Origin of the sequence: Empedobacter sp. UBA7494 (assembly GCF_002478465.1) — a bacterium.
GTDB lineage: Bacteria > Bacteroidota > Bacteroidia > Flavobacteriales > Weeksellaceae > Empedobacter > Empedobacter falsenii_B.
The window spans coordinates 1-16,580 of sequence record NZ_DLOC01000059.1 but is presented as its reverse complement, the minus strand read 5'-3'; the positions used below and the strand labels follow the sequence as shown (position 1 = coordinate 16,580).

Sequence of the window (16,580 nt, the reverse complement as noted above, 5' to 3'; positions counted from 1 at the left end):
TGTTTATTCAAATATAAGTAAACAAAAATTTCTTACAATTTTTTAACATAATTATTCATAATTTTTTTTAAAAATTTCTTAAAAAAATAAATAATTGTTAATTTTTGCTATTATGTATAATAATGTATTCACTTTATTGTGGATTTAATAATACTATAAATAAGAGTTGTATAGAATTAATTTAGATGAATTGCATTCTTAGAACTCATTTTTTGTATTTTAACATTTGATAAAGATTTAGAAAAGGATAAAATTTTATCTATGGTTGATTTTTTTGGACCTAAAGTTCGTAATTCTTTTTTCATATAAGTGGTTTAAAAAATTAAAATCAAATATTAGTCCACAATATTAATTTATTGTAAAAAAGTCTTCTCAATTTGAGAAGACTTATAAAATAAACTATTTTTTAATCTAGGATTAAATCTTTGCGATGTGTTGAACTAAATCAACTACTTTGTTTGAGTAACCAATTTCGTTATCATACCAAGCAACTAATTTAACGAAAGTAGGGTTTAGCATGATACCAGCTTCTGCATCGAAAATAGATGTTCTTGTATCACCTACGAAATCTTGAGAAACAACAGCATCTTCTGTGTATCCTACAATTCCTTTCAAATCTCCTTCAGCAGCTTCGCGCATTACTTTTTTGATTTCGTCGTAGTTTGTTTCTTTTGCTAATTTAACTGTTAAATCAACTACAGAAACGTCAACTGTTGGTACACGGAAAGACATTCCTGTTAATTTACCATTCAATTCTGGAATTACTTTTCCAACTGCTTTCGCAGCTCCAGTAGATGAAGGAATGATGTTTACCATTGCACTACGTCCTCCTCTCCAATCTTTCATTGATGGTCCGTCAACTGTTTTTTGAGTTGCAGTAGTTGCGTGAACTGTTGTCATTAAAGCTTCCACAATTCCGAAATTTTCGTGAATTACTTTTGCTAATGGTGCTAAACAGTTTGTTGTACAAGAAGCATTAGAAACGATAGTGTCTTCTGCTGTTACAGATTCGTGGTTAACACCCATTACAAACATAGGGGTATCATCTTTAGAAGGACCTGTTAAAACAACTTTTTTTGCTCCAGCTTCAATGTGTTTTCCTGCAGTTTCTTTTGTTAAGAATAAACCTGTTGCTTCGATTACGATATCAGCTCCAACTTCGTCCCATTTCAAGTTCGCTGGGTCTCTTTCAGCTGTAACGCGAATTGTTTGTCCATTAACAATTAAGTTTCCGTTTTCTACTTTAACTTCTCCGTTAAATTTTCCGTGAACTGAATCATACTTTAGCATATAAGCTAAATAATCAACGTCTACTAAATCGTTAATACCTACGATTTCAATATCGTTTCTCTCAATAGCAACCCCGAAAACAAGGCTACCAATTCTTCCGAATCCGTTGATTCCAATTTTAATTTTTGACATAGTATATATAATTTCCCTTTATATTAAATGTTTAAATCGCTAAAATATTAGCTACTTTGATTAACTCTTCATCAATCTCATTGTGTTTTTTGATGGCTTCATCTATCGCTGTAAATACAACTTTATTAGAGCGAATACCAGCCATAAGATTTGTTTTACCTTCCAGTAAACCTTCAACAGCAGCAATTCCTAAACGACTTGCTAAAACACGATCGTGACAAGATGGAGAACCACCACGCTGTATGTGTCCTAAAACTGTGACACGAATATCATATTCTGGATGACTATTTTGAACTTGTTTTGCTAATTCAAAAACTCCACCTAATTTTTCACCCTCTGCAACTACAACGATGCTTGATTTTTTTCCAGATTTTTCTGAACGTTCTAAAGAAGAACATAATTCTTCGACGCTATCACGTTGTTCTGGAATCAAAATATCTTGTGCACCCGAAGCAATTCCACTATTTAAAGCAATAAAACCTGCATCGCGTCCCATTACTTCCACAAAAAATACACGATCATGTGATGTAGCAGTATCTCTTAATTTATCAATTGCATCAATTACAGTATTCAAAGCTGTATCGTATCCAATTGTAAAATCGGTTCCGAAAATATCATTGTCAATTGTTCCTGGAATTCCAATAAATGGAACACCAAACTCTTGATGAAAGATATTTGCTCCAGTAAAAGAACCATCTCCACCAATTACAACTAAAGCATCAATGTTATTTTGTTTTAAATGATTATATGCTTTTTGACGACCTTCTGTAGTTTTAAATTCTAAAGAACGAGCAGTTTTAAGAATTGTACCACCTTGATTGATAATATTTTTCACTGAACGAGGTCCAAGTTCAATCATATCATTGTTAATCAAACCTTCGTAACCTTGACGGATTCCTACTGATTTGATATCGTAGTACTTACATGCTCTTACAACGGCACGTAAGGCCGCATTCATTCCAGGCGCATCACCTCCAGAGGTTAATACACCAATTCTTTTTATATTGTTTCCCACGTTTTTCCCTTTATTAAATCAAATATAATAAAAAATCAGAATATTATTATAATTGGTAGTATGAAAGATAAATTAATCTTCGTCGACAGGTTTTAACGTTCCGTCTGCAAAATCTCGTTGAAGAATAACCGCAATATACAAATCTTCTCGTGTTCGCTTCGGATCATAAGTTTGTTTCAGATCAATATTAAACGCACCACTTGCTGCTTGATAAAGAAAAGCATTCAATCCGCCACGTAATTCTTTTATAATATCGTATGTTGTTTTATCTGTTTCTTTATAGATTAATTTAGTAAGAATTTGACCTCGAGAACTTGACATATTTTTTAATTGATTCTCAAATTGATCAGCCAAATCTTTTTGACGAGATTTTACGAAACGCTTTTTATCGCGTCTTTTATCCATTGTTTGAATCGTATCGGATACATAATTGTATTCTCTAACAGCAGTTCTTACATACGGCCAAACATCGCGAACGCGCTTTCTTAACCATAAATAATACTTTTTTTCTAAATCAGTTTTTAAATGAACCGAATAACTATTCATTTCATTAAGATGTATTGTGTCTAGAGGATTAAACGCAAATTCATCTAAATTAATTGAATCATTTTTAATTTCTTGTGCAGGATTTTTTCCACCTAAATCTAACCCAAAAATTTGAGCATTAACATTAGATAATCCAACAAAAGTAAGTAGTAAAGTTATATGATAGATATAAAATTTCATATCAGAATTAGTTCAAAAATTGTTCCTAAAATTAGTACATTTGTTAGATAAATAAACTAAAATGAGTACAAATAATTTGTTTGATCAACAATCTTTGGATTTTTTGACAAAATATTTAAATACAGCTTCACCTACAGGTTTTGAAAGTGAAGGACAAAAAGTTTGGATGGATTACATAGAACCATACGTAGATGAGGTAAAAACAGATAATTATGGATCTGCTTATGGTGTAATAAATCCTGAAGCGAAGTATAAAGTTGTGATTGAAGCCCATGCTGATGAGATTTCTTGGTTTGTGAATTATATTTCTGATGACGGATTGATTTATGTGATTCGTAACGGAGGATCAGATCATATGATTGCGCCTTCTAAAGTGGTTAACATTCATACCAAAAAAGGAATTGTAAAAGGTGTTTTTGGTTGGCCAGCTATTCATTTGCGTCAAGCAGGAAAAGACGAAGCGCCGACTCCAGATAAAATTTGGATTGATACAGGTTGTACATCGAAAGAGGAAGTTTTAGAACTTGGAATTCATGTTGGTTGTGTGATTACTTATCCTGATGAATTTTTTACGTTGAATGACCGTTATTTTGTTTGTCGTGCGATAGACAATAGAATGGGAGGATTTATGATTGCTGAGGTTGCGCGTAAATTGGCTGAAAATAAAGATCAATTAGATTTTGGTTTATACGTTGTAAATGCGGTTCAGGAAGAAGTAGGATTGCGTGGTGCGGAAATGATTACACAAACAATTAAACCAAATGTTGCAATTATTACGGACGTTACACACGATACTACAACTCCAATGATTACAAAATCGAAAGAAGGTGAGCAAAAATGTGGTGATGGTCCAGTTGTTTATTATGCGCCAGCGGTGCAAAATAATGTGCGCGAATTAATTATTGATGCAGCTGAGAAAAACAATATTCCTTTTCAGCGTGCGGCAAGTTCTCGTGTAACAGGAACGGATACAGATGCTTTTGCATATAGTAATGGAGGTGTTCCGTCTGCTTTAATTTCGTTGCCGTTGCGTTATATGCACACAACTGTTGAAATGGTTCATCAAGCTGATGTAAAAAATGTCATCGAGTTGATTTACGCATCAGTGAAAACAATTAAAAATGAACAAAGTTTTAAATATCATACTGTTTAAAATATAAAGTGATTAAAAACGAAAAGGCTGTCGTAAGACAGCTTTTTCGTTTTTAATTGTCCCTTCCTAAGATAAGTTGACACTAAAATCAACTTATTATGAAACATCGGATTTAGAAAGAAACATCGAACACAACGGGATTATACTTTAGGCTTTAAATTAGCCGTTGTATTTCAAGTAGAAAAAGTCGATTTTCGTATAAACAAGCACAAAAATGCTAGGGAATTAAAATACAAAGAAGGAGTAAAGTTTTGGTTTGCCTCAGAAAATGTGGTAAGTTAGATTGGAACCTAACAATTATACATACGATGTAGAAACAAGAACAAACACCAGCGCAAAAGATCAAACGGTTATAACGAGAATTAGCCGATGAAAAGCTAAGAGTCAAAATTCTCAACCCCATGATGGATATAGCCGATGAACAACTTGGTACTCTAATCACAAAAAAGTTCAATATCTAACACTCCTCAAGAGCCAAAAAAAAATAAATGTTTTCTGCTCTTGTCGATTGCTTGGGTTAAGTCGCCAAAGTTTCTATGCGGCACTAAAACGTCATACTATTCGAGAATCAGAGCTTTTACAGATTAAATGATTAGTTTTGGAAGTTCGGATGAAATTACCACGATTAGGAACTCGAAAGCTTCATGATATCTTGAATGAACAGCTAAAAGAACTTAACATAAAGATGGGTCGAGATGCTTTATTTTGTTATCTGAGAAGAGAAAATTTACTCATAAAATCTAAAAAACATTATACAAGAACTACATTCTCTAACCATTGGTTAAGGAAACATCCTAATTTATACAAAGAAATAGAGGTTAATAAAACAGAACAGGTTTTTATGAGTGATATAACATATGTAAAAACGAAGCAAACTGTTTGTTATTATTCTTTAGTTCCAGATGCGAATAGTCGAAAAATAATTGGTTATTCTGTAAGTGAAAATATGAGTGCAGAAAATGTATCTTTAGCCCTGAAGATGGCTATTAAAAACAGAGTGAGTAAGTAGAAAGTAATCCATCATTCGGATAGAGGATTGCAATATTGCTCGGAATATTATCAAGCGATTTTAAAACAAAATCAGATGATACCATCGATGACTGAGGGCTATGATTGTTATCAACATGCTTTGGCTGAAAGAATTAATGGAATATTAAAACAAGAGTTTTTGATCGAAAAGCAAAAGATATTACTGAATTAACTAAAATGGTGTAACAAATTGTGTATCTTTATAATAATACAAGACTTCATATAAGTCTTAATATGCAGACCCCGGAAATGAGACAAAAAAAATCCGAAGAAATAAAATCTCTTCGGATATAAATATTGTTTAATAACTGTCAATCTATTTTTATGACTAGTCAATCAATTAACCCGTAGTGTATTTGTATTAGATTGTATATAAAAGTTATACAAAAAGCTAAAAATCATTAATTTGTAGTGATTGCACAAACAATTTAATGCACAACTTTATAGCAAATTACGGAAAAATTTATAAGTATAAAAGGGTTTAGGTCTTGAAAGTGAGAATTTATTATTTCAGATACGAAGGTCCAGATTATCTGACTTGAAAATAGTTGCCTTAAATCTGAATTCAGAAACATGAGTATTGATAGTGAATATCAACTTTTTAGAATACGATCTTCTGATATTAAGTCATTTATAGAAGGTAGTGTTTATAATTGAAGAAAAAGAAGATTATTTATACATATGGAACTTATACGAAAACTGTTATTTGAAAACTTGAATGGTTCTGAAAAGTATTTTATTGTGGATAGCATGCCTTTATATGTTTGCAAATTATCAAGAAGCTCACTTAGTAAAATATGTAGAGAAGCCGATTATGCATTTCCAAATAAAGATAATTGTGCTTCACAGAAAATACATTATTATGGGTATAAACTTCATGCTGTTTTGTTATTTAAGTATTGATTTACAAAGTCTTAATATTAGTACAGTATCAGTGCTTGACATTCATAATCTGAAAGATATAAAAACATGAATTTAAAAATTGTACACTCTTGGGTGATAAAGAAAATTTATACGTACAATACCAATTCGATTTGTTTATATCGCGCAATATAAAGCTGGAAGTTCCTATGAGAACAAATCAAAAAAACTTTAATGATCAACCTTTTGAAATAGGTAAATACAGAAAAAGGATAGAAACGTTATTCTATCAACTATGCGATAAGTACATGATTAGACGTAATTAGGCTAAAAGCTTTTTAAGGTTTAAAACTAGGATACTATCAAAAATACTAAAGCTCACAATTCTTAAAACAATAAACACAAACCAAAATAGGAATATTAACAACTTAAAAATTAATATTACCTAAATGCACTAGGGGTTTGAATAAATATTATTTTACTTTATTTTTGATCCACTTGGCAACGGGTTTCTCAAAATATTCAAACGTTAATGCACTTAAAATTAAAGCAATAACAAAATAAATTCCAATTTTATGAAAATCATTGATTTTAGGTAAATATTGATTTCCATATTTTATCACAATCATATGAATCATGTAAAACGCAAAACTGATTTCACCTAAATAAACCAGAATTTTGTGTTGAAGTATTCTCGAAAATAAACCTTTTTGTAATGCAAAAATTAGAACAATTCCAACCATCGGAATCCAATAGTAAATTCCGTAACGAAAAGCTCTCGCAACATCATTGTGGAAGTAAAAAAAGATTGCCAAAACTGTAATTGCAATGATTTCTATTAAAGTTCCTTTCGAAAAATTGATAGGCGTATCTTTTATCTTTTTATAGATTTGACAGGTAATAATTCCTAAAATAAAATCGAAACTGCGAACAATTGGATTGATGTAAAAAATAGCTTTTTCCAACTTCATATTTGTTCTGAAATAAGGTTCAGCAAAAATGATAATCGGAATAATTAGTAATAAAATATATTTCAGTTTCGGAAATTTATGCAACCAAATCACATAAAAAGGAAACATTAAATAGAAAAATAATTCGGTCGAAATACTCCAGGAAACGTTATTAATAGAGAAATAAAAGTCTTTTACCGGAATATAAGATTGTAATAAAAATAAGTTTGCACCTGCAATATCCCAATGAAAATAACCTTGCCAAACATTGATGATAACAAATGGCAACATAACACAAAAGGTTAGGACATGAAGCGGATAAATACGAGCAATTCGCGCGATATAAAACTTCTTTTTATCAAAATTTGGATTGTCGATGACTTTCTTTTCGTAATTAAGCGCCAAAACAAATCCACTCAAAATAAAGAAAAACCCAACACCAAGATAACCTTCGAAAAAGACGTTGTTTTTTAGATAATTATACCAAGCTAAATCGGTTTTTACAAACGTTAAATGGCTTAAGAAAACGACAAAAGCAAAGAAAAAACGTAAAGAAGTTAAGCTATTTAGCATTAGTCAATAATTTTAATTTCCATTTGATAATATTCGTCAAACATGCGAATAAATTCGTCCATTTTACTTTCTCTTACCGAAATTGTAAACATACATTTATCAGAAAAATGCTTGTCTTTAATCTCTCCAGAAATACGGTCGACATTGCGTTCTACAATTCCTTGTTGATCATAGTTAAAAACCATTTTCACACGTTTCGAAACAAATTTTTCTACAATATTTGCTTCTTCTAACACAACTTGTGCCGCATATTTATACGCTTTTACCAAACCTGGAATTCCTAATTTTGTTCCGCCAAAATAACGTACAGAAATAATTAAAACATTGGTGATTTCACTTGATAAAATTTGATTATAAATTGGTAAACCAGCCGAACCACTTGGCTCTCCATCATCATTTGCACGATGATTTTTACCATCAATTCCAAGTGCGTACGCATAACAATGATGATTGGCGTCGGGATGAATTTCGCGCAATTGATCCAAATAAATTTTGATGTCATCTTCATTTTCAACTGGATAAGCAAAATTAATAAACTTACTACCCAATTCTTTGAAAATTACATCTTCCACCGCTTTCTCGATTGTACGATAATTGTCCGTCATGTTGTATTGAAAAGTACTGCAAAGATAGTTTAAATAGTACTTTTAACGAAAAAAGGTTTTATATTTATGAGTGATGAAAAAGAATAAACTTTCAAAATCAATAAAAATTATTTTAGCAATTCTATTAATTGGATTGGCTTATTCGGTTTTTCAATACCATTCTGATTATGAAAAAAATGTAATAACTAAGAAAATTTTGGATGATACAAATATTATTTCTGCTTACAATATAGTAGAGATTGAAGATAATATCGAATTTGATTCTGAATATTTAAAATCTTTTTCATTAATTGATAAACCTTCTGTTTATGTACAATTACTATTTTCTAATTTAAAAGAATTGGTAAATTATAAAAGCCGAAATAAGTTTAAGAATCTCACTAACAAGAATCAAAAAACATTTTTTTATTATACATTTTCTGAACCAATTTTATCCTCAAATTCTGATTTAGTACTTATCAAAATAACGGAACATTGTGAAATGTTATGCGGAGAAAGTTCAGTTTATATTTTTGAAAAGGTGAATGGAAAATGGAAGATTAAGGAGAAAATCTTAATTTGGATTAGTTAACATTAATAATTAACATTATGAATCATATATTTTTAAGTTTATCATTTGTCTTTTTACTATTTAATTATTCTTATGGACAAGATTCTAAAAATCGGATTAGTTTATCAAGAGAAGCTGCTGAATATCAATTAAAAGAAGTTCTTGCTAATAATAAACTTCATAACATAATTAATTCTAAAGATAAAATAATTAAAAATCAAGAAACGTTAATTAGCGTAATAGAACCTATACTTTTTGATATTTATGGGAAGGAAAATATTGAAGACCAAAAACCTTACAGAATAAATGATTTTGAAAATTATTATGTTGTAAATGGAACTTTGGATAAAAATCATGTTGGAGGAACATTTTTAATAATTATTGATAAAAGAAATGCACAAATACTTAAAATGACTCATGGAAAATAAAAAGAACCTTAAAATCTAAGGTTCTTCAATTTCTATTCTATTTTCGAAAATATTTAATTCATCATTCAAAAAACGATGCTTTTCAGTTCGAGTTCCTTTCAGTCGAGGAGCTAAAATACCTTCATTCCAAATAGTATCCGAACTCAAAATTCGTGCTTCATCCCACAAGTCAGCATCAATAAAATGTTGTATGGTATCACTTCCACCTTCAATAATCAAGGATTGAATATTGTTTTCGTACAAATAATCCATTACTTGCGGCAATATTTTTTGTGTAAAATCTAATTGAACAAGTTCTAAATTTTCTTCAGAACAATTTTCAATCGAATTGAAAATTACAGTAGGTTGTGTTTGATCAAACAAATGGAAACTTCTCGGAATCGCTAAGTTTTTGTCAATCGCAATTCTCAACGGATTATTTCCTTCCCATAATCGTGTGTTAAGCTGCGGATTATCAATTAAAGCAGTGTTTTTTCCAACCAAAATAGCTTGTTCTTCTGTTCGCCATTTATGCACTAATTGCTTTGTATATTGGTTTGTAATCCATAATTGTACATCATCACGCCCCATATATCCATCTTCTGTTTGCGCCCATTTTAAGATAATATATGGACGTTTTTTCTGATGAAAAGTGATAAAACGTTTATTAAGTTTGATGCATTCTTTTTCCAAAACGCCTAAAGTTACATCAACACCATTTTTCAATAAACGCAAATAACCTTGTCCATTTACTTTCGCAAAAGGATCTAGAGTTCCAATTACAACTTTTGGAATTTCTTTTTCTATAATCAAATCCGCACAAGGAGGCGTTTTTCCGTGATGTGAACATGGTTCTAACGTAACATATAACGTAGATTCCTTTAATAATTCTTGATTTTTAACCGAATTAATTGCGTTCACTTCGGCGTGTGGTCCACCATATTCTGACGTAAAACCTTCGCCTATAATTTTGTTGTTATGTACAATAATAGAACCAACAAACGGATTAGGATATGTTGTTCCTAACCCGTTTGTTGCAATTTGTATACAACGAGCCATATATTGCTCATCGATAGATTGTTGTGTCATGCCTAAAAATTATGCATTAAAATCAATATTGAATAATGTTTTCAGTTTGATTTCTGCTTCAATTAATTTTTTACGTTTATCGTCAATTTGCTTGTAAACATCTTTTAATAAAGGATTGTTCTCATTTGCATTCGAAAAGAAATGCACATTATTATCCAATTGATTGATTTCTTTTTCTAAATCCTCAATTATTTTACGTGTTTTTCTAATCTCATCATCCAATAAATTTCCATTATTTCCAGATTTTACTTTATTGACAAATGATTTCAACTTATAATCGTTCAATTCATTTTTAGAAAGATTTAAAGCGTCTAATTTTTTGTGATAAACATCTGTAAATTCTTGATTGATTGATGTTTTTTCTGAAGGAACTTTTCCTAAATTTGTCCAATTATGTTGAATTTCTTCTAATTGTTTCAACGCTTCATCTTTGTTTTCAGAAATCGTTTGATTTTTGAAATCATCTAAGAAAGCTTGTTTCTTTTCGAAATTTAGTTCCAATTTTTGATTCGCTTGTTCGTGACGTTTTTTGTAACGATCAAAGAATTGATTACATGTATCTTTGAATTCTTTCCAGATTTTGTCTGAATTTTTTCTTGGAACATGACCAATTTTTTTCCAATCATTTTGGATTTTTTTAATCACTTGTACAGAAGCATTCCAATCCGTGCTTTCCGTATGTTGTTTTGCAATTTCTAACAAAGCCAATTTCTTTTCAAGATTCAGTTGTTGCTCTGATTTTAGATTTTTATAGAAATCATTTTTGATGTGATTAAATTGTCTTGTCACTTCTTTGAAAGCTTCCCAAGTTGCAGAATTTTTATCTTTCGGAACACGTCCAATTGTGATAAAGTTCTCACGCAAAGAGTTTATTTCAGAAATAGCTTTTTGCCAATCGCCATGCGATTTTGTTGTTGCTTGCTCAGAAATTTCTTTGATACGAGCGATAATTTGATTTTTCTTTTCTAAATTATCTTTTTGCTCTTGTTTTATTTTTTCATTCAACTCACCTTTACGGTCATGAATTTTATTTGTTAATTCTTTGAATTTTTGCCACGTTGGTTCGCGCAAATCTTCTTGTACAGGAACGGCTTCTTCTTTCCATAAACGATGCAAATATTGCAATTCATTCAAGGCTTTTTGCACGTTTTGCTCTCCAATTAATTCTTCCGCACGTTTGATAATCGATTGACGAACTTCCAGATTATGAGCATAATCCAATGTTTGCAATTCCTTATTCATATCCAAATATGTGTAGAAATTATCTAAGTGGAAAAAATAATTTTTGAATACATTTTCAGCATTTTTGCTCGGAATTCTTCCTGCATTGTGCCAACGAGTTTTTAACTCACGAAATTTCTTGAACATTGCCGCCGAAGAATCACTTGGTTCTTGATACAAGGCTTTTAATTCGTCAATAATTTCTAAACGTTCTTTTAAATTATCAGATTCCTTTTTTTCGTTTTCTTTATGAAAAACTGCTAATTGATTTTTGAAATCGTTGTAAACAGCGTTAAATTTTGCTCTAAAAGATGTTTCGTATTTAAAATCTAATTCATCACCACCTTCACTTAAGAAAGCTTCTTTTTTCGCCGCTTCATCTTCTTCTAATTTAGCTTTGAATGCATCACGAATTTGATTAAAATGCTCGCGAATCTCTTGAACATCATATTTGCTTAATAGATTTTTTGCTTCGTTAATCAAAACATCAAAACTAAATGTTTCGTAATCTTTGAACGAAATATCGCTTATTTTTTCTTGGTTCGTTAACTCTTCCGTTTTGTAAGATTCCGTATTAGAGTCGTTTGTAGTTGCAGGTTTAGGTAATTGTTCTCCGTCTGCATTTTGCAGGTTATCCATTTCAGTATTCATAAGAAATTAAGTTTTGTTTCTCAAATCTAATAAAATTTGAGGACAATATCAAGTCTATTTTGTACGATTATTCCAAATTTCCCAAGCTTTTTCGGCTTGTAGAACCAACATTTCGTGACCATTTTTTATTTTGGCTCCATTTTGTTGACCATTTTCTAAAAATTTTGTCAATGGTGGATTGTAAATCAAGTCGTACAATAAATGATTTTCGTTGATAAATTGGTAGGGTAGAAGTGGAGCGATTTCAGTATTTGGAAAAGTACCAGCTGGCGAACAATTCACAATAATTTGATGATTATGAATGATTTCTTTATTTAATTCATCATATGAATAATGATTTTCAGTTTTTGTTCTTGAAACTATTTTATATTCAATTTTCAATAAATCAAGAATATAAAAAACCGCTTTTGCAGCACCTCCATTTCCTAACACCAATGCTTTTTTATGATGAGGTTCTAAAATAGGTTCTATCGAATGATGAAAACCATAACAATCTGTATTATGCCCGATTCGTTTTCCATCTTGTATCAAAACTGTATTAACCGCACCAATTGCTTTAGCTTCTGGTGATAATTCGTCCAAAAATGGAATGATTTCTTGTTTGTAAGGAATTGTAACATTAAAGCCCACTAAACCTTCGGTTTCGAATACTTTTTCTACTTCATCGATTTGCTGTAAATCAAAAACATTGTAGACAGCGTCTACAATGTTTTCGTTTTTAAATTTTTCAGCAAAATAAGATTTAGAAAATGAATAGGAAATATTTCTTCCGATTAATCCAAATTGTCTCATTCTTCTGTTTTATTTTTATTGAATTGAGCTTTCACAATTCGGATAATCAACGGCATATTCGCCAATAATATAATTCCGAAAATGAATTTCTCTAAATTATTTTTTACAATGTCAAACTGACCTAATGTGTGTCCCAAAAGAGAAATAACACCAACCCAAAGTACCGCGCCTATAAAACTATAGGTAATAAATGTGCGATAATTAAGGTTTGTAACACCGCAAATAAATGGAATTATTGTACGAACAACAGGCATAAAACGAGCGATAATAATTGCTTTTTTACCATTTTCGTTAAAAAATTCTGTTGCTTTTTCGATATGTTTCTTTTTAAGAAACCACGAGTCTTTTCGTCCTAAAATCCAGCCACCAAATTTTCGTCCAACATAATAATTTACGTTATCACCAAGAATTGCTGCAACCATCAGTAATGGAATAATATATTCTATATGCAAATGGTTTTGATCATCGCTTGCTGCAATCATTCCGATCGAAAAGATTAGTGCATCTCCAGGTAAAAAAGGCATTAAAAATGACATGATAATTAAGCCTGTTTCAGCAAAAATTATCAAGAATAAAATAGCATATATCCAATAACCGTAATTATTGATAATGTCCATTAAAACCTTGTCTGGGCGTTGAACAAAATTGGTGATAAACTCAATAATAGATTGCATTTTTTATTTTTTAAGCTCTAATTATATCAGCTCCAATAGCACGTAAACGTACATCGATATCTTCATAACCACGGTCAATTTGATCGATATTATGAATAACAGTTTTTCCTTTTGCAGAAAGGGCAGCAATCAATAAAGACATACCAGCACGAATATCTGGCGAAGTTAATTCGGCTCCTTTCAACGGAGTTTCGTGATTAAGACCAATAACAGTTGCGCGATGTGGATCACATAAAATAATTTGCGCTCCCATATCAATTAATTTATCGACGAAGAATAAACGAGATTCGAACATTTTTTGGTGAATCAAAACACTTCCTTTTGCCTGTGTTGCAATTACCAAAATAATTGATAATAAATCTGGTGTAAATCCTGGCCAAGGAGCATCAGAAATAGTTAAAATAGAACCGTCAATAAAACGCTCGATTTCGTAATGTTCTTGAGCTGGAATATAAATATCGTCATCACGACGTTCTAATTTAATTCCTAATTTTCTGAAAACATCTGGAATAACACCTAAATTTTCCCACGAAACATTTTTGATTGTTAATTCAGATTTTGTCATGGCAGCTAAACCAATCCATGATCCAATTTCTATCATATCTGGTAAACATGAATGTTCAGTTCCCCCTAATTTTTCAACTCCTTCAATTGTTAAAAGATTCGAAGAGATTCCAGAAATTTTAGCACCCATTCTGTTCAACATTTTACACAATTGTTGAATGTAAGGCTCACAGGCAGCGTTGTAAATAGTTGTTGTTCCTTTTGCTAAAACTGCAGCCATAATAATATTTGCAGTTCCTGTTACAGAAGCTTCTTCTAATAACATATAAGAACCTTGTAATCCTTTTTCGTCGACTTCTACACCGTAAAAATCTTCGTCAGGATTGAAACGATATTTTGCTCCTAAAGCTAAGAAACCTTCGAAGTGCGTATCTAAACGACGACGTCCAATTTTATCTCCTCCTGGTTTTGGCATAAAAGCTTCTCCGAAACGAGCTAAAAGTGGTCCCATTAACATGATTGACCCACGTAATGCAGCACCATCTTTGCGAAATTGTTTTCCTTTTAAATAATCTAATCGTAATTCGTCAGCTTGAAAAGTGAAATCTCCTTTTCCATTTTTTTGTGTTTTTACGCCTAAATCACCCAAAATTTCAATCAAACGATTGACATCTCGGATGTCTGGAATATTTTTAACACGAACTTGTTCATTGGTTAATAAAACCGCACATAAAATTTGTAGTACTTCATTTTTAGCACCTTGCGGAGTAATTTCTCCTTTCAAAGGTTTCCCTCCCTTTATTTGAAATGTAGCCATTTAGTTGTATTAAATAGTTTTGATTTAACCTTTATTGTTTCGAACGTTTTGGTTTCGATTGTTGTTATTTTGATTATTTCGGTTATTGTTGTTTTGACGATTATTCGAATTTTGGTTATTATTTCGATTATTGTTATTTTGATGATTACGATTATTGTTTTGGTAACTTCTATTGTTTTGATTGTTATTTGAATGATTATTATTCGAATTCAAACGATCAGGAGAAACCAAATGATCATCAACTTTTCTCAAATCAATTTTACCATCAGATAATTCGTACAAATGATTGAAAATAATTTGATCGTCAACAGTATCTTTATTCCAAAGTAAATAACATTTTTTCATGTGATTGGCAATCGCAAAGTACAAACCTTCGCGTTTTTCGCCTTCTTCCCACGTTACAGCAACATCAATCATTTTACGAATATTGTTTCCGTAATATCTGTATTTATAGATGCTTTTTGGATATTCTACTTTGTTTGGTTTACTATTTACCGTATCTTTTTTTGTCGGAATTGGATAAGGAGATTTTACATCCAAATCAAATTCTGCCATGATAAAAAGTTGATCCCAAAGTTTATGTTGAAAATCTGGTACATCGCGCAAGTGAGGATTTAATTCTCCCATTACTTCAATTATAATTTCGGCAAATCCGTTGCGTTCTGTTTCGTCTGTTATTGTTTTACAATGATTTACCATTTCTTGAATATGACGACCATATTCTGGAATAATCAATTGTGAACGAAGTGTATTATATTCCATTAAATTTTCTAATGTATTGGTTACAAATTTACAAAATTCTATCCGATTATTTGGGTAGAAAAGGTGTATTGATTGCTAATTTTTTATTAAATTTTATTCCTTAAAAAAACGATTATAGTCGGAAGAAGATAAGCCGTAAAACAAGATTTTTGTCTATTTAATTCAAAACAGTTGAAAATCTTTATCACCAAGGAAAATTAAGTTAAAACCTTTTGGTTATCGACAAATATAGTATTTTCTTTTAATAAAAAGTAAATTTGGGTTTTTGTTTTAATCTTCCGTATAGTCAATGATATCACCAGGTTTACAATCCAAAGCTTTGCAAATTGCATTCAAAGTTTCGAAACGAATAGCCTTTGCTTTTCCATTTTTTAGAATAGATAAGTTAGATAATGTAATACCAACTTTATCACTCAAATCATTCAAAGACATTTTACGTTTTGCCATCATGACATCTAAATTGATAATAATTGCCATATTTAAATCGTTAAATCGTTTTCTTGTTTCATTTGAATACTTTGTTTTAAGGCAATTGCAAAAGCAATAATAAATAATTCTGTATATATATCAGAAGCATTAATCATATAACTTTTAGAAATAATAAAATTACTATTCACAAGATATTTTTCTAGTTGATTATTTTTTATGATAGTTAATAAAGAGTCGATCAAAGAAAAGCCTATAACAGCAAATCCATTATACAATAAAGTATTGTATGTACTTTTTTCAAATAATTCACCATTAATAAATCTTTTAATTAACCCGTTGTGCATTTTGAT

General features: G+C 30.7%; 16 protein-coding genes and 2 pseudogenes. 5 read left to right on the top strand and 13 right to left on the bottom strand.

All coding sequences use genetic code 11. The features are described 5' to 3' along the window. Window positions 1-417 precede the first annotated feature (417 nt). The 3 genes from gap to B4E95_RS07375 form a co-directional block, all read right to left on the bottom strand. Window positions 418-1,422, bottom strand: a complete 1,005-nt coding sequence (gap, locus tag B4E95_RS07385) for a type I glyceraldehyde-3-phosphate dehydrogenase (protein WP_038336349.1) — start codon at window positions 1,420-1,422, stop codon at window positions 418-420. A 31-nt stretch (window positions 1,423-1,453) separates the two neighbouring features. Beyond that, window positions 1,454-2,437 carry a 6-phosphofructokinase gene (gene pfkA / locus B4E95_RS07380; protein ID WP_280051123.1) on the bottom strand — a complete coding sequence of 328 codons (984 nt, stop codon included), beginning with the start codon at window positions 2,435-2,437 and terminating at the stop codon, window positions 1,454-1,456. A 72-nt stretch (window positions 2,438-2,509) separates the two neighbouring features. Continuing rightward, window positions 2,510-3,163: a DUF4294 domain-containing protein gene (locus B4E95_RS07375; RefSeq protein ID WP_291072672.1), complete on the bottom strand. Its 654-nt coding sequence runs from the start codon at window positions 3,161-3,163 to the stop codon at window positions 2,510-2,512. Window positions 3,164-3,224: 61 nt separating this feature from the next. Between B4E95_RS07375 and B4E95_RS07370 the strand changes: the two genes are divergently transcribed. From B4E95_RS07370 to B4E95_RS13135, 3 genes and pseudogenes are all read left to right on the top strand, one after another. Next, window positions 3,225-4,316, top strand: a complete 1,092-nt coding sequence (locus B4E95_RS07370; protein ID WP_221855393.1) for a M42 family metallopeptidase — start codon at window positions 3,225-3,227, stop codon at window positions 4,314-4,316. A gap of 105 nt (window positions 4,317-4,421) precedes the next feature. After that, window positions 4,422-5,639, top strand: a pseudogene (locus tag B4E95_RS07365) (IS3 family transposase). 137 nt (window positions 5,640-5,776) lie between these two features. After that, window positions 5,777-6,655: pseudogene (locus tag B4E95_RS13135) on the top strand (IS982 family transposase). A 24-nt stretch (window positions 6,656-6,679) separates the two neighbouring features. Here B4E95_RS13135 and B4E95_RS07360 read toward each other — a convergent pair. Next, on the bottom strand, window positions 6,680-7,729 hold the full coding sequence (locus tag B4E95_RS07360) for an acyltransferase family protein (RefSeq protein ID WP_291090933.1): 1,050 nt from the start codon (window positions 7,727-7,729) through the stop codon (window positions 6,680-6,682). Next, window positions 7,729-8,334 (bottom strand): IMPACT family protein, encoded by a 606-nt coding sequence (locus tag B4E95_RS07355; RefSeq protein ID WP_291090931.1) that lies wholly within the window; start codon window positions 8,332-8,334, stop codon window positions 7,729-7,731. Before B4E95_RS07355 ends, B4E95_RS07360 begins: the two co-directional genes overlap by 1 nt. Before the next feature lie 73 nt (window positions 8,335-8,407). Between B4E95_RS07355 and B4E95_RS07350 the strand changes: the two genes are divergently transcribed. Further along, the gene (locus B4E95_RS07350; RefSeq protein WP_291090929.1) at window positions 8,408-8,905 is read left to right on the top strand and encodes a hypothetical protein; all 498 of its coding nucleotides are present in this window, start codon (window positions 8,408-8,410) and stop codon (window positions 8,903-8,905) included. A gap of 17 nt (window positions 8,906-8,922) precedes the next feature. Continuing rightward, entirely contained in the window at window positions 8,923-9,312 is a 390-nt protein-coding gene (locus tag B4E95_RS07345) for an NTF2 fold immunity protein (RefSeq protein ID WP_291090927.1), read from the top strand. A 15-nt stretch (window positions 9,313-9,327) separates the two neighbouring features. Here B4E95_RS07345 and ribD read toward each other — a convergent pair whose 3' ends face one another. From ribD to B4E95_RS07305, 8 genes are all read right to left on the bottom strand, one after another. Beyond that, window positions 9,328-10,380: a bifunctional diaminohydroxyphosphoribosylaminopyrimidine deaminase/5-amino-6-(5-phosphoribosylamino)uracil reductase RibD gene (gene ribD / locus B4E95_RS07340; RefSeq protein WP_280036294.1), complete on the bottom strand. Its 1,053-nt coding sequence runs from the start codon at window positions 10,378-10,380 to the stop codon at window positions 9,328-9,330. 9 nt (window positions 10,381-10,389) lie between these two features. Then, complete coding sequence (locus B4E95_RS07335) at window positions 10,390-12,252, bottom strand: DUF349 domain-containing protein (protein WP_291090925.1); 1,863 nt, start codon at window positions 12,250-12,252, stop codon at window positions 10,390-10,392. Between the two features lie 54 nt (window positions 12,253-12,306). Beyond that, window positions 12,307-13,044, bottom strand: a complete 738-nt coding sequence (locus B4E95_RS07330) for a shikimate dehydrogenase family protein (protein ID WP_219034901.1) — start codon at window positions 13,042-13,044, stop codon at window positions 12,307-12,309. Further along, on the bottom strand, window positions 13,041-13,718 hold the full coding sequence (locus B4E95_RS07325) for a VTT domain-containing protein (protein WP_219034902.1): 678 nt from the start codon (window positions 13,716-13,718) through the stop codon (window positions 13,041-13,043). Before B4E95_RS07325 ends, B4E95_RS07330 begins: the two co-directional genes overlap by 4 nt. Window positions 13,719-13,728: 10 nt before the next feature. Next, complete coding sequence (murA, locus tag B4E95_RS07320; RefSeq protein WP_291062124.1) at window positions 13,729-15,039, bottom strand: UDP-N-acetylglucosamine 1-carboxyvinyltransferase; 1,311 nt, start codon at window positions 15,037-15,039, stop codon at window positions 13,729-13,731. A gap of 24 nt (window positions 15,040-15,063) precedes the next feature. Then, window positions 15,064-15,801 (bottom strand): DUF4290 domain-containing protein, encoded by a 738-nt coding sequence (locus tag B4E95_RS07315; protein ID WP_291090923.1) that lies wholly within the window; start codon window positions 15,799-15,801, stop codon window positions 15,064-15,066. 270 nt (window positions 15,802-16,071) lie between these two features. Then, a complete protein-coding gene (locus tag B4E95_RS07310; RefSeq protein ID WP_286486023.1) occupies window positions 16,072-16,278 on the bottom strand; it encodes a helix-turn-helix domain-containing protein in 207 nt (68 codons plus the stop codon). Between the two features lie 2 nt (window positions 16,279-16,280). Further along, a partial coding sequence (locus B4E95_RS07305; RefSeq protein WP_291090921.1) for a hypothetical protein occupies window positions 16,281-16,580 on the bottom strand: 300 nt, incomplete at its 5' end.